The organism is Thiobacillus sp. (genome assembly GCF_018780105.1).
In the GTDB taxonomy this organism is placed as follows: Bacteria; Pseudomonadota; Gammaproteobacteria; order Burkholderiales; family Thiobacillaceae; genus Thiobacillus.
Map to the genome: position 1 here is coordinate 38,300 of NZ_JADMKC010000015.1, position 11,690 is coordinate 49,989.

Annotated in this window: 12 protein-coding genes; 11 read left to right on the plus strand and 1 reads right to left on the minus strand. The window is 63.4% G+C overall.

The features are described from left to right. Positions 1-332, plus strand: a 332-nt coding sequence (locus tag IV098_RS09850; protein ID WP_296888617.1) for a hypothetical protein, incomplete at its 5' end; no start/stop codon positions are given. 507 nt (positions 333-839) lie between these two features. Then, positions 840-1,871, plus strand: coding sequence for an RNA methyltransferase (locus IV098_RS09855; protein WP_296888618.1), 1,032 nt, complete (start codon positions 840-842; stop codon positions 1,869-1,871). 35 nt (positions 1,872-1,906) lie between these two features. Here the strand turns inward: IV098_RS09855 and IV098_RS09860 are convergent, their stop codons facing one another. Continuing rightward, positions 1,907-2,629, minus strand: a complete 723-nt coding sequence (locus IV098_RS09860; RefSeq protein ID WP_296888620.1) for an MBL fold metallo-hydrolase — start codon at positions 2,627-2,629, stop codon at positions 1,907-1,909. Positions 2,630-2,758: 129 nt separating this feature from the next. Here IV098_RS09860 and IV098_RS09865 point away from each other — a divergent pair, with 129 nt between their 5' ends. The 9 genes from IV098_RS09865 to IV098_RS09905 form a co-directional block, all read left to right on the plus strand. Next, positions 2,759-3,349 (plus strand): TetR/AcrR family transcriptional regulator, encoded by a 591-nt coding sequence (locus tag IV098_RS09865; protein ID WP_296888622.1) that lies wholly within the window; start codon positions 2,759-2,761, stop codon positions 3,347-3,349. A gap of 459 nt (positions 3,350-3,808) precedes the next feature. Next, positions 3,809-4,750 carry a PDC sensor domain-containing protein gene (locus tag IV098_RS09870; protein ID WP_296888624.1) on the plus strand — a complete coding sequence of 314 codons (942 nt, stop codon included), beginning with the start codon at positions 3,809-3,811 and terminating at the stop codon, positions 4,748-4,750. Positions 4,751-4,859: 109 nt separating this feature from the next. Further along, positions 4,860-5,246: a hypothetical protein gene (locus IV098_RS09875; protein ID WP_296888626.1), complete on the plus strand. Its 387-nt coding sequence runs from the start codon at positions 4,860-4,862 to the stop codon at positions 5,244-5,246. Between the two features lie 402 nt (positions 5,247-5,648). Continuing rightward, positions 5,649-7,289, plus strand: coding sequence for an ABC transporter substrate-binding protein (locus tag IV098_RS09880; protein ID WP_296888628.1), 1,641 nt, complete (start codon positions 5,649-5,651; stop codon positions 7,287-7,289). Further along, on the plus strand, positions 7,289-8,236 hold the full coding sequence (locus IV098_RS09885) for an ABC transporter permease (RefSeq protein ID WP_296888630.1): 948 nt from the start codon (positions 7,289-7,291) through the stop codon (positions 8,234-8,236). The genes IV098_RS09880 and IV098_RS09885 overlap by 1 nt, the downstream gene beginning before the upstream one ends. 2 nt (positions 8,237-8,238) lie before the next feature. After that, positions 8,239-9,123, plus strand: coding sequence for an ABC transporter permease (locus IV098_RS09890; RefSeq protein ID WP_296888632.1), 885 nt, complete (start codon positions 8,239-8,241; stop codon positions 9,121-9,123). Further along, positions 9,124-10,116, plus strand: a complete 993-nt coding sequence (locus tag IV098_RS09895) for an ABC transporter ATP-binding protein (protein WP_296888634.1) — start codon at positions 9,124-9,126, stop codon at positions 10,114-10,116. 9 nt (positions 10,117-10,125) lie between these two features. Continuing rightward, positions 10,126-11,097 carry an ABC transporter ATP-binding protein gene (locus tag IV098_RS09900; protein ID WP_296888636.1) on the plus strand — a complete coding sequence of 324 codons (972 nt, stop codon included), beginning with the start codon at positions 10,126-10,128 and terminating at the stop codon, positions 11,095-11,097. Then, a partial coding sequence (locus IV098_RS09905; RefSeq protein WP_296888638.1) for a gamma-glutamyltransferase occupies positions 11,094-11,690 on the plus strand: 597 nt, incomplete at its 3' end. The genes IV098_RS09900 and IV098_RS09905, both read left to right, overlap by 4 nt.

Below are 11,690 nucleotides of genomic sequence, written 5' to 3' on the forward strand. Positions count from 1 at the left end.
ATCAACAGCGTCAGAAAGAGCAGCAACGCCAGCTAGATCAACAGCGTCAGAAAGAGCAGCAACGCCAGCTAGATCAACAGCGTCAGAAAGAACAGCAACGCCAGCTAGATCAACAGCGTCAGAAAGAGCAGCAACGTCAGCTAGATCAACAGCGTCAGAAAGAACAGCAGAAGCAACAGGATCTGGAGCGGCAACGCTCCCAATCTGAACCGAAGGGCAAGGCTAAGGACCACAAGGCTGTGCCACAAGACCAGGTTCAAAAGGACAAGGATGCCCAGCAAGCGTATGAGCGGAAGAAAAAAGAGGACGAGGAGCGTTATCAGAATCGCTAGGGCGTGTTAACACTCATTTTTCGCTGCACCCCAGAGGGACGGCCGAAACGGGCGCATTCCTTTGTCACGTGCCGCTTGCAGCACTGCGATTAATGGGGTCAGTTCAGGCTCCATTGAGGAACGGTAGGGATGCCTGTAGGTGGACGTAAGTTTCACAGAGTCTGGCTGATAGCGACCTTCTTCGTTTTCTGGCCGTATGCCGCAAACGCTGCAGAGCAGGCAGACGCCGAAATCATTGCGCAAATGATCGATGAATCCGTGATGACATACCGTGGCGCTTGTCCATGCCCGGACAGTGTCATGCGCAACGGGAGACGATGCGGCCGTAATAGCGCTTGGAGCCGGCCCGGTGGTGCATCGCCGGTTTGCTATCCCAGTGATGTAACGCCGGCGATGCTCAAGGCATGGCTCGAAAAACATCCAGATACACGGTAATTGTTTGAGCGCTGGCGGCCAGTCCACCCCGCAGCCGACCGCAGCCTCCTCCGTGCTACCCTCCACGCCACCATGCGACTCCCACAACTCCGACAACGTCTACGCGATCTGGGCGCGGCCCCATGCCATGAGGGGCGCGTGCTGCGGGCCTGGGTTCAGGGTCGCTCGCTCGACACCAAGCGGCGGCGCGCCGAAGACTTTCTGCCGCTGGCGGTGCGCAATGAGCTGCCGGGCTTGTTCGATGAACTGAACGCGCTGGCGTGGGTGCACTCCGAGCACGCCGGCGAGGATGGCTCGGCCCGCCTGCTGGTGGCGCTGGCGGACGGGCAGACGGTGGAGACCGTGCTGTTGCCGCGCGACGGCGTGTGCGTGTCCACCCAGGTTGGCTGTGCGGTGGGCTGCGTGTTTTGCATGACTGGCCGCGCCGGCTTGCTGCGCCAGGTGAGCAGCGCGGAGATCGTCGCGCAGGTGGTGCTGGCGCGCAGCCGCCGCGCGGTGAAGAAGGTGGTGTTCATGGGCATGGGCGAGCCGGCGCACAATCTGGACAACGTGCTGGAGGCGATCGAGCTGCTGGGGGTGGAAGGCGGCATCGGTCACAAGAATCTGGTGTTCTCGACCGTCGGCGACCGCCGCGTGTTCGAGCGCTTGCCGCTCATGTACGTGAAGCCAGCGCTGGCGCTTTCGCTGCACACCACCGATCACGCATTGCGCCGGCGCCTGCTGCCCAAGGCGCCCGACATCGCGCCGGCCGAGCTGGTGGAACTGGGCGAGGCCTACGCCCGCCGCACCGGCTACCCCATTCAATACCAGTGGACGCTGCTCGAAGGCATCAACGACAGCGAGGCCGAGCTGGACGGGATTGCCCAATTGCTGGCCGGCAAATACGCGGTGATGAACCTGATTCCTTACAACAGCGTAGAGGGCGTCGACGGCTTCGACTTCCGCCGTCCGAGCTGGGAACGCGCGGCCGCGATGGCGCGCAGCCTGCACCGGCGCGGCGTGCTCACCAAGCTGCGCCACTCCGCGGGACAGGATGTGGAGGGCGGTTGCGGCCAGTTGCGGGCGCGGGTGGTGGGGATGCCGCAAGCACCTGAGCGGGACTGAATCGCGAACCCTAAACTGCGCACGGCTGACCGACCTTAGACGAGCCGGTCGGCCAGCGCGCGCAGGAGCTGCGCACCGTCGCCGCGCCAGGCGCTGCCATGCATGCAGGCAAGGGTTTCGGGTGCCGTCGCTGCCAGCCGCTCCAGCATCTCGCCTGCGTACTTCGTGTGCGAGAAGTAATCCATGTTCGCGCGGAACGCCTCACTGGGCCCGAGAATATCCGCCTCGGTGAGTGCGGGCAGCTGAGCTCCGCCCTGGGTGAACAGGTCGCCGCAAAACAGCGTCCGGGTGCGTTCCTCGCTTAGCAGGCCGCATTCCCAGGCATGTGGCAGATGCGGGGTATCCAGCCAGCGCACCCGGCGGTTACCCAGTTCCAGCGTCTCGCCATCCTGCAGGATGCGCGGGGCTCGATCGGCGATGTCGTTGACGGATACCAGGCCCGCCACCTGTCCACAGAGGGGCACGGCGCCCGGAGCTGCGGCGAGCCAGTCATTGAGAGAGCCACATTCGTCAGCCTCGACATGGGAAAAGCCGATATAGCGCAGCGATTCGATCGGCAGGACGCTGGCCACGGCCTCGCGCACCAGCGCGAACATCCGGCGCGGCCCGGTGTGAAACAGCAAGGGGTCATCGTCGGCGATGAGGTACTGGTTGAACGAAAACTCGAAGCCGCCGTCGACCACGGGCGTGTTGATGCGGTAGATCCCGTCGGCGATTTCCTGCACGTTGGTGCCGGACTGTTGATTGGTGATGGTCATGGTTTTTTCCCCTGTCTGTGAGTGCGGGCGCGAGCCTTTAATCAGTGAACAATAAAGTTCACTGAAATAAACTTTAGGCCGGGTGCCAGGGCTTGTCAACAATTAAATGAACATGTATGTTCACCTAATATGGAAACGCGGAAATACACGAAGACCCGCCGGGCGGAACAGCAGGACGAGACGCGCGCTCGGATAGTCGAAGCGACCGTGATCCTGCACGAAACGCTGGGCCCGGCGCAGACCTCGATCAGCGCCATCGCAGCGGCGGCGGGTGTGCAGCGCCTGACGGTCTATCGCCATTTCCCGGACGATGCCAGCCTGTTCGAGGCCTGTACGACCCGTTACCTGGAATTGCATCCCCCCCCGCAGCGGGCGGCGTGGGCGGATATCGAGCACCCCAGCGAACGTAGCTATGCTGCCTTATTGGCCTTTTACCAGTACTACCGCCAGACCGAGAGTATGTGGCGCGCGGCCTATCGCGACCTTGACCAGGTGGCGGCGCTGCAAGCGCCCATGGACCGGTTCGAGGCGTATCTTGACGAGGTGGCTGACGACCTCGGACTGGCATGGCGCACTACGCAGGCCGCAAGGAGGTTGTTGAAGCTCACCCTGCGGCATGCGTTGCGCTTTACAACTTGGCAATCATTGAAAAACGCGAAATTGAAGGACAGGCAAATCGCAGAGCTGGTGCAAAGCTGGCTGGAGGGTGTCGAGAGCTAAAGTGAGTCGCTTCGGGTTGCTCCCGCATCAGCCCGGTGTACATCGTTCACCTGGGCAAACTGACTGACCAGACTCCTGGCGTGGGTGCTTTGTACCGCTACTGGTTGGCCACCGCCATCGCAGTTTCAGTGTGCTGCTTATTTTGTCTCTCTAAAGCTGGATTTCGTGGGATTCCCGGACCGAATCAATATCGGCCGCCCATGCGCACGATTCATTTCAGCATGTTGAATTTCAATCAATACAAATGCTTGCCAGACCAATCTCGCAGCAATTGTTTGCTGCTGTAAAAAATGCCGATCTGATAAGGGGTTCGGGCGCAGCTTCTATCGGCCATATATGGGATCGTTTTGTTCCGCCTGAACCATTGCGGATCGCTCGCATCCAACCGGCTGGCTGAGCGCGTCGTGCCCATCGAGACGGCGACGGCACGCTCCATGGATGATGAATGATGGAGGATTCATGAAGAATTCGTGGAAGGACAGCATCTATCTGCAACGGGAAGAACTGGCGCGCATGCTGAGCGAGCCGCTGGGACAATTGGCGGAGCGTTGCGCGCCGGCATGGGGCAATCGCGAGGCGCTGGATTCGGTTCTCGCCGAACACTTTTCCAGCATTCCGCATTGCTCTTTCCTGTATTGCGTGGGTCCCGACGGCGTGCAGGTCTGCAACAACGTCGGCGAGAATGGGATCTTGCCGGGATACCTTGGGCGCGACCGCTCGCAACGCCCGTACATGAAGGAGGCGGTGCCGGTGTGGGGGTTCTTGCTCTCGGATGCCTACATTGGCCTGAACCAGCACCGGCCTTCGCTCACGGCACTCCAGGTGGTGAGATGCGATGGACAGACACTGGGCTATCTGGGCGCCGACTTCGACCTGCGCAATCTGCCGGTGACGTCTACGCTCTACGACGAGCCCGGCTATTGGCGCCAGGTGAAGGGTGATCCGGCGATCCGTGGCACGGTGTTCCAGCAAAGCCGGGTGGAAAGTCGCATGGATGGCAACATCGAACAGGCGCTGTCCATCCTGGAGGAACTGCTCACCCAATGCGGCGTGTTTCAATGCCAGATCCATTTTTCCAGCAGCCAGGCCACGATCTGGACCGTGAACGATCCGTTTCGCTATCGCATTCTGGACCACGAGGCCCTGAACGATCCCGACATCTGTTTGATCTATCCCACTTGCGCCTATCCCGCCGAAGCGCACATTCCGCAACACGCCATCGGCCGGATCCTCAAAACCATGCAGGCCCTGCGTCTCACCGACCCGACCATTTATCTGCGCATGGCCTCGATCAATATTTTCAACGGCATGGTGAGCGTGACATTTTCATGCGACGGCTCGCATTACATGCCACACGTCGAGTTTCTGATGAAGGACACGGCGTTCTGGTTCGGGTCGTAGGCCAGGCCTGCGGCGCACAACCGGAAGGAAGGGCAGGGAAGCTGCGTGGGTGCCACAGCTTCGGTGCGTTTCTATAATGGGTGCAACCGCTTCAGCCACTGGAGGAGTGATGCGCCGCCTTATCTATACATTGCTACTGATACCGCTGAGTTTCGCTGTCGCCGCCGACGATGGAGCCGAGCTGGAAAAGCTCTACAGTGCCTTGAATATGCTCAGTCAGCAGCAGCAGGCCGTCTATCAGCAATTCCAGATGGTGCAGGCCACGCGTCGTGGCAACTTTCCGCCGCTCTACGGCATGCCCATTCCCGCTCAACCAAACGGGCAGATCGTGAACTACGACGAGATGGTCGCGGCACGGAAAAATGCAATCCTGCGTGAGGAAAGCCTGTTCCAGCAGGCTGACCAGCTCCTGGCCCGATACAACGAAATCGAAGAAATGAAAAAGCCGCTTCAGTCGAGGATTTACGATCTCACGCTGAACAACGGGAACGACTGATCACCCAGGGACGCTATACAGGGAATCCAGATTAAAGGAGCGGGCTCGCTTGCGCCACTTGCACCATATCTGCGCCGACTCTCCGCAGCCCTTTTCGCCGCCGATCTAACAAACGGCCGGAAAACCTCCCCGCAAATGCCGCCACATTTCTGTGTATGGCCGTAGCCATGCATTTGTAAGAAAAATACGTCATTAAATCTTACAAATGTTCAATTCGGCATAGGGTGCAGGTCGCCATATCGTGGTGCGTGCAACGGGATGAATTTGCGGTGTGGAAGGGGGTGGTTAAAAAATATCACAATAAAAACATTGTGTTGAGTTGTCATTTTCTGCCTGGCACATGGCTTGCTAGTTGCTCCTGCGTTGCTGTTGATCAACCGTATCAATTGTTAGGAGAAAACCATGTCTGAACAGTCTCACAAGGACAAACTTGCCGAGGTCTTGGCTGCCGGGATGACCCGCCGCAGCTTCATGAAACTGATGGGGAGTGGCGCCGGCTTGGCCGCGGGCAGCGCCATCATGGGCGGCTCGCTGGTGCAGAGCGCGATGGCGGCCGCGCCCAAGCGGGGCGGCACCATCAAGCTTGCGTGGATCGACGCGGTCGACACGCTGGACCCGCATTTCACCGCCTCGCTGGGCTCGGTGAAGATCCTCAACAACATTTTCAACGGCCTGCTCAAGGTGGCCTACGACGGCAAGAAGGTGTCCTTCGTACCCGACCTGGCCGAGACGTGGGATATGCCGGACGACAAGACCCACGTGTTCAAGCTGCGCAAGGGGGTCAAATTCCACAACGGCGATCCGTGCGACGCTGCCGCGGTGAAATGGAGCCTGGAGCGCGTCAAGGATCCCGCGGTCGGCTCGCCCCATGCGTGGAAGTTCGAAACGCTTTCCGGCATCGACATCGTCGACGAGTCCACCCTCCGCATGCGCTTCTCCAAGCCCTACGCCTTTCTGCCGGTGGCGCTCACCGGCAGTACCGGCCGCGCCGGCACCATCGTCAGCCGCCGCGCGGTGGAGCAGTACGGCAAGGCTTTCGGCCGCAATCCGGTGGGCACCGGTCCGTTCAAGTTCGCCGGCTGGCGCGAGAACGAGTCGATCACCCTGGAGCGCAACCCCGACTACTTCGAGCCGGGCCTGCCCTATCTCGACGGCGTGCAGATCCTCTTGATCAAGGAGCCGACCGCTGCGGTGGCGGCGATGATGGCGGGACAGGTGGACGGCATGAGCCTGTCGCCGTTCCAGTTCATCCCGCAGCTGAAGGCGAATCCCAAGCTGAAGGTCTACGGTGAGGTCGAGGGCAATTACAGCTTCGTCGGCATGAACAATCGCCGCGCACCCTTCGACGACCCGATGCTGCGCAAGGCCGTGGCCGCGGCGATCGACCGCAACACCATCGTCAAGCAAGGCTACTTCGGCGAGGCCATTCCCGCCTTCAGTTGCATCTCGCCGCCGATGACCGGCTTCTACGACAAGAACATCGGCAAGAGCGGGCGCGGCCAGCGCTTCGACCTGAAGAAGGCGACGGAATACCGCAAGCAATCCAAGTATCAGGGCGAGGTCAACCCGGTCTACATCGTGAGCCAGGGCTTCACCGGCTCGGGCGGCAGCGGTACGCGCAATTCCCAGCTCATCCTGCCGATGCTGGAGAAGATCGGCATCAAGCCGAAGATCGAATTGCTCGACCGCGCCGTGTGGACCAAGCGGCGTAACGGCGGCGACTTCGATATGTACGACGAGGCCTGGATCGCCGACCTCGATCCGGACGAGACCATCTATCCCGAGTGGCACAGCGGCAAGCCCTGGAACTTCGTCGGCTACAGCAACAAGGAGTTCGACAAGCTGCTTTCCGAGGCACAGGACACGCTCAACCAGGCGACGCGCAAGAAGCTCTACAACCGTGCCGAGGATCTGCTGATGGCCGACGCCCCGCTCGCGGTGCTCGCCCACATGAAGGTGTTCAAGATCCTCAGCAAGCGGGTGCAGGGCTTCCAGTACATCCCGGTCGATCTGTTGAACCTGCATTCGGTCTGGCTGAGCTGATGTTCCAGGCTGTATCTGCCAAGCTGGCGCAGACCCTGCTGGTGCTGCTGATCGTCTCGGCAGCCAGCTTCACTTTTCTGAAGCTGGCACCGGGCGACCCGGTGAGCATCATGCTGGGCTCGGACTATTCGAAGGCGTCCTACGACCAGCTGACCCATGAACTCGGTCTCGACCAGCCCGTGCTGTTCCAGTACGGAAAATGGCTGGCCGATTTCGTGCGCGGCGACTGGGGCACCTCCTACATCACCAACCAGGACATCTTCGAACTGGCGGTGTTGCAGGCGCTGCCGGTGACGCTGACGCTGGCCGCATTTTCGCTGCTGATTGCACTGCTGATCGGTATCCCCACCGGGGTACTGGCCGCGCTCTACCGCAATAGTTGGGTGGACGTGCTGGCGACCACGCTGGCGATCGGCGGCAACGCCTTTCCCAGCTTCTATCTGGGCATCATCCTGATCTGGGTATTCGGCGTCGATCTGGGCTGGTTCCCCGCCCTGGGCTTCGTCGCACCCTGGGAGGATTTCTGGGAGGGGCTGTGGTATCTGACCCTGCCGGCCGTCACGCTGGGCGCCTGGTACGTCGGGCTGATCGCACGCATCACCCGCTCCAGTCTGCTCGAAGTGCTGGGCCAGCCCTACATCGCGGCCGCCCGGGCGCGCGGCGAACCGGGCTGGCGCGTGGTGTGGGTGCACGGCATGCGCAACGTACTGATGCCGCTGGTCACCGTCATCGGCCTGCAGCTCGGCGGCATGCTGCGCGGCGCGGTGATGACCGAGGTGGTGTTCGCGCTGCCCGGCCTCGGCATGATGGTCACCACGGCGGTGCTCAACCGCGAATACATCGTGGTGCAGGCGGGCATCATGCTCACCGGCCTGCTGTTCGTGGCGGTCAATCTCGCGGTCGACCAGACCTACCAGTTCCTCGATCCCCGTCTGCGGAGGCGCTAAGCATGCAAGACGCACTCAAAATCACGCTTTTGTCCGGGGCGTCGCAATGGAAGCGGCGCTTCCTGCAGCCGCTGCTGCGGCAGCACAGCGCCCTGGTCGGCCTCGCCATCATCGCGGTCTATGTCATCGCGGCGGTATTCGCGCCCTGGCTCGCTACCCACGACCCGGCCGCCCAGGACCTGATGGCCTCGCTGCAGGGGCCGAGCGCCGCGCATTGGCTGGGCACCGATTCCTACGGCCAGGATCTCTATTCGCGGCTGCTTTACGGCGCGCAGCTGGCGCTCATCATCGGCTTCGCCTCGGTCGCCCTCGGCCTGGTCGCCGGCGTCGCCATCGGCCTCGCGGCCGGGCTGATGGGCGGGCGCACCGAGTGGGTGCTGATGCGCATCGTCGACGGCCTGCTCGCTTTCCCGGAACTGATCCTGGCGATGGCTTTCATGGCGGTGCTCGGCCTGGGGACGGAAAACGTCGTCTATGCGCTGGCGCTGTCCTTCGTCGGTCCCTTCGCGCGGATGACCCGCGGCGACGTGCTGCAGGTGAAGAACCAACCCTACATCGAAGCCGCGCGGCTGATGGGCGTGCCGACTGCAGCGGTCATCTGGCGCCATGTGCTGCCCAATGTGGTGTCGCCGATCCTGGTGCAGGCCGGGATGCGCGTCAGCATCGCCATCCTGCTGGAATCGGGCCTGTCCTTCCTCGGCATCGGCGTGGTGCCGCCGACCCCGGACTGGGGCCTGATGATCGCCGAAGGCCGCGCCTTCATCACCATGGCGCCGTGGATCTCGGGGGTGCCCGGCGTGGCGCTGGCGATCCTGCTCGTGGCATTGAATCTGCTCGGCGACGGCCTGCGCGACGCCTACGACCCCAATACCCGGAAGGACGCTTAAATGGACGCTGCTGTTGCTTTGACCCCCGAGGCGGCCGACCAGGCAGCCGGCCAGGCGCCGCTGCTCGAGGTGCGCGATTTCAGCCTGCGGCGCGGTAAGGCCGTGGTGCTCGATGGCGTCAGCCTGGCGCTGCAGCCCGGCGAGACCCTCGGCCTGATCGGCGAATCGGGGGCCGGAAAATCCACCCTCGCGATGGCGCTGATCGGCCTGTTGCGCGCGCCCGAAGTGCAGTTGGAAGGCAGCCTGCGCTTTCGCGGCACCGAGCTCACCAGCCTGAAGGAAGCCGAGTTTCGCCGCCTGCGCGGCAACAAGATTGGCCTCATTTTCCAGGACGCGACCGCCGCCCTCAATCCCTGTTTCACGGTGGGTGAGCAGATCGCCGAGCCGCTGAAGCGGCATCTGGGCCTGTCGAAATGGGACCGCCGCGAACGCGCCGCCGCGCTGATGCAGAGCGTCGGCATTCCCGAACCGCGCCTGCGACTCGATGCCTATCCGCACGAGCTGTCCGGTGGCATGCAGCAGCGCGTGATGATCGCCATCGCGCTGGCCTGCAACCCGGAACTGCTGCTCGCCGACGAACCCACCAGCGCGCTCGACGTCACCATCCAGGCGCAGATCATGGAGCTCATCCTCGACCGTGTGCGTGAGCTGAATTCCAGCGCGATCTTCGTGCTCCACGACCTCGCCCTCGGCGCCCAGGTGTGCGACCGCATCGCGGTCATGTACGCCGGCCAGATCGTCGAGGAGGGCCCCAGCGAGCGCGTGCTCGCCGCGCCGCTGCATCCCTATACGCGCGGCCTCAAGTCGTGCGTGGTCGAACTGGGGTCGCGGACACTGGTACCCATTCCCGGCCAGGTGCCGCCGCTGGACGCCATGCCCGCCGGTTGCCGCTTTGCCCCGCGCTGCCCCAAGGCGCAGGCAGTCTGCGGCGAGCGGCGCCCGCTGCCCGAAACGCGCGACGGCCGCCAGGTCGCCTGTTGGTTCATCGATTAGGTACCCCCCATGCAAGCTCCCATTTTTTCCCTGCTGGATGTCGAACGCACTTACGAACTGCGTGGGCGCGGCTGGCTCAACCGTACGCCCCGCAAGCTCAAGGCGCTCGACGGCGTGCGCCTCGAACTGCAGCGCGGCGACACGCTGGCCCTGGTTGGCGAAAGCGGCTCCGGCAAGTCGACGCTGATCCGCCTCATGCTCGGCCTCGAACCGGCCAGCGACGGTCGCGTGCTGTACGGGCAGCGCGACCTCGCCCAGCTCGACGCCGAAGAGCGGAAACGCTTCGCCCGCGAGGTGGCGTTCATCTACCAGAACGCCCGCGGCTCGATGAATCCGCGCATGCGCATCGCCGACATCCTGGCCGAGCCGATCCGCCTGCATCGCTTGTGCGAGGAAAGCGCGATCGCCGATCGCGTCGTCGCGCTGATCGAGCGCGTCGGGTTGCCCGCCGGCCTGCTGCAGCGTTTTCCCGGCGAACTTTCCGGCGGGCAGATTCGCCGCGTCGCCATCGCCCGCGCGCTGGCCGCCGAGCCCCGGGTCATCCTGGCCGACGAGTCGGTGGCGGGGCTCGACGTCTCGGTGCAGGCGCAGGTGCTCAATTTGTTGCGCGAGCTGTGCCGCGAATCCGGCATCACGCTGGTGTTCATTACGCACGACCTCGGTGTGGCGAGCTACCTGTGTGACAGGATCGCCGTGCTCTATCTGGGGCGCATCGTCGAGCAGGGGCCGACCGAGGCCATCCTGAATACGCCGCGCCATCCTTATACGCGCGCGCTGCTGCAGGCCTTTCCGCGTTTCGACATGCCGCTCAAGGCTTCCTTGAGTGGTGAAATCCCGAGCCCGGTCGATCTGCCCAAGGGCTGCCGTTTCGCCGGGCGCTGCCCGCAGGCGCAGTCCGCCTGCCGCGAAACCGATCCGGTGCTGACGGCACACGATGCGGGCCGGCAGGTCGCCTGCCTGTTTCCGGTCGCAAGCGTATGACGCGCAGCTACGCCAAGTCCTCGCGCGGCGTGGTGACCTCGCCGCACTATCTGGCCACCGCCGCGGGCAAGGCCGTCCTCGACGCCGGCGGCAATGCCGTCGAAGCGGCGCTCGCCGTCGGCGCCACGCTCTGCGTGGTCTATCCGCACATGAACAGCCTGGGCGGCGACGGCTTCTGGCTGCTCAGCGACCAGTGGGGAAACCTGACCGGATTCGACGGTGCGGGGCCCGCCGGCCAGGCTTATACGCCGGCGTTCTATGCCGGTCTAGGCCTGGGGGCGATCCCCGCGCGCGGGCCGCATGCCGCGAATACGGTGGCCGGCCTGGTGTCGGTATGGGGTGCTGCGCACGCATTCAGCCACGCCCAGTGGGGCGGGCGTGTGTCCTGGCGCGAGCTGCTCGAGCCCGCGCTCGGCCATGCCGAGCAGGGCTTCGCGTGCAGCGCCAGCCAGGGCGATTTCCTCACGCAGAAATGGGCCGAACTCGGCGGCTTCGATACGCTGACGGACATCTACGCGCCGGGCGGGCAGCCGGCGCCGGCCGGCGTCACTTTTCGCCAGCCGCAGCTCGCCGAGTCGCTGCGCCTGCTGCAA